Below are 2042 nucleotides of genomic sequence, written 5' to 3'. Positions count from 1 at the left end.
GGGGTCATGGGGTCCTCCGTGGTGTCTCGGGCCGGTGTCCCGTGCGCGGGCAGGTTGGTGAGACGCCCCGCGACGGTCACTCGGAACAGACTCGCGGCCCGGCCGGAACTCATCGCGGCGGGGGCGTCTTTCCCGGCGCGATGGCGCGGCGGGGCCTGACGAGGTCACAGACGCGTTCTGAGGCTTGTTCCCGTCTCATGCGTTACGCAATAATCGGAAAATTATTCCGAGTGCTGTGTGTCCGCCGGGTGCGGAGCACGGATTCCTTGGGAGGCCGGAGGGGTGGATGGGGCAGATCGGCGGCGCGTCTCCTTCTCCTGCTGGGCTGCCCGGTGCGGCGACGCGTCCGTGATCACGATGTCGGGTGAGCTGGATCTGGCCTCGGCCGTGGAGGTGCGGCGGGCGGTGGCGCAGGCGCTCACGCCGATGCCCGCCAGGCCGTCGCTGGTGGTGCTGGATCTGAAGGACGTGGCGTTCTGCGACTCGTCCGGGCTGAGCCTGCTGTTGGCGGCGGCCGAGACGGTGTCGGCGGCGGGTGCGCGTCTCGCGCTGGGCGCGGTCGGGCCGCGTCTGACGCGGGTGCTGACGATCACCGGGTTGTGCCGGCGTTTCCTGATCTACGACTCGGTGGCCGACGCGATGGCGTTCCTGGCGCGGCCGGGCAACGCGGAGACCGCCGCCTGGTGCTGAGCCGGCGGGGTCAGCGCAGGTGGGAGGCGCCGTTGAGGTCGAGTACGGCGCCGCTGGCCCATTCTGCGGTGGGGGAGGCCAGGTAGACGACGGCCTGGGCGATCTCCTCGGGCCTGGCGACCCGGTTGAACGGGCTCTGGGCGCGGATGGCGTCGCCGCCGGGCGCGGTGAGGTGTTCGGTGGTCATGTCGGTCTCCACGAATCCGGGTGCCACGCAGGCGACGGCGATGCCCCGGGGCGCCAGGGCGATCGCGAGAGACTGGGACATGGCGTTGAGCCCGGCCTTGCTCGCGCCGTAGGCGGGGGCGTCGGGTTCGCCCCGGTAGGCGCCGCGTGAGGTGACGTTGATGACGCGGCCGCCGGAGCTCATGTGCTGGAGCGCGCACCAGGTGACGTTGGCCGCGCCGATCAGGTTGACGTCGAGCGTGGTGCGCCAGGCGTCCTGCCACTGCTCGTAGGTCAGCTCGGCGGCGGGGTGGTGGAAGTAGACGCCGGCGTTGTTCACCAGGACGTCGATGCCGCCGAGCGCGTCGGCGGCGGCGTCGGTCATGGCGCGGACGGCGTCGGGGTCGGCCAGGTCGCCTTGGACGATCGTGTGGCCGTCGCCGGGCAGTTCGCCGAGCAACTGGCCGACGGCCTGGGCGGAGTCGCGGTGGTGGAGAGCGAGGCGGTCGCCCTGTGCGGCGAACGCGCGGGCGACGGCCCGGCCGATGCCTCTGGACGCTCCGGTGACGAGGACCGCACGGCCGTTCATGCGCGGCACCCTAGCAGGGACGGCTCACCGGGCCACTGACGGGGTACCGGCGGGCTACAGACGGGTGACGGGGTACGGGCCGGGCGGGCGGTTGGCGGCGGGGCTCGGGTGCGGAAGAATGCGAGTCCCTTCATCGGCCGATTCGCGTTCCTTGTCGGGCCGATGAGCGGAGGGATTCAGTAACCGGAATTTCCTACCAAATATGTGGGATAGTTGTGGTATGAGCCCGGATCCGGCCCGCCTTTCCGGCGAGCGCGCTGAGACCCCGCTGGCCGTCGCCGTCCAGGCCGCGCGGTGGATCAGGACGGCGGCGGTCGACGACGCGCGCGGCCGGCACTGGCTGCCCAACCCCGACCCGCGCGGCAGGGCGGCGGCGCTGGCCGCCGCGCCCGCGTCGCTGTATTCGGGCGCGCCGGGGATCGTGCTGTTCTTCCTGGACCTGGCCGCGGCCACCGGGCGCGAGGAGTACCTGGACGACGCCCGCGCCGGCGCCCGCTACCTGGCCTCGGTGTGGCCGGAGGTCGGCGACGTGACGCTGTATCACGGGCTGACGGGCATCGCGGTGGCGCTGGCCGAGGCGGGCTGGGTGCTGGGGGAG

At 72.5% G+C, this 2042-nt stretch carries 3 protein-coding genes; 2 read left to right on the top strand and 1 reads right to left on the bottom strand.

Annotation, left to right across the window (positions count from 1 at the left end; genetic code table 11):
* The first annotated feature begins 237 nt into the window (after positions 1-237).
* Positions 238-690, top strand: a complete 453-nt coding sequence (locus HII36_RS54855; RefSeq protein ID WP_328808327.1) for an STAS domain-containing protein — start codon at positions 238-240, stop codon at positions 688-690.
* Between the two features lie 10 nt (positions 691-700).
* On the opposite strand, the gene HII36_RS54850 is transcribed toward HII36_RS54855, so the two are convergent.
* Positions 701-1444, bottom strand: a complete 744-nt coding sequence (locus tag HII36_RS54850; RefSeq protein WP_173531328.1) for an SDR family NAD(P)-dependent oxidoreductase — start codon at positions 1442-1444, stop codon at positions 701-703.
* 220 nt (positions 1445-1664) lie between these two features.
* Between HII36_RS54850 and HII36_RS54845 the strand changes: the two genes are divergently transcribed.
* Positions 1665-2042 (top strand): lanthionine synthetase LanC family protein (locus tag HII36_RS54845; RefSeq protein ID WP_328808326.1); only part of this gene is annotated, 378 nt, incomplete at its 3' end.

It is taken from the genome of Nonomuraea antri, assembly GCF_013283785.1.
GTDB lineage: Bacteria > Actinomycetota > Actinomycetes > Streptosporangiales > Streptosporangiaceae > Nonomuraea > Nonomuraea antri.
This window is presented reverse-complemented; position numbering and strand designations above follow the sequence as displayed.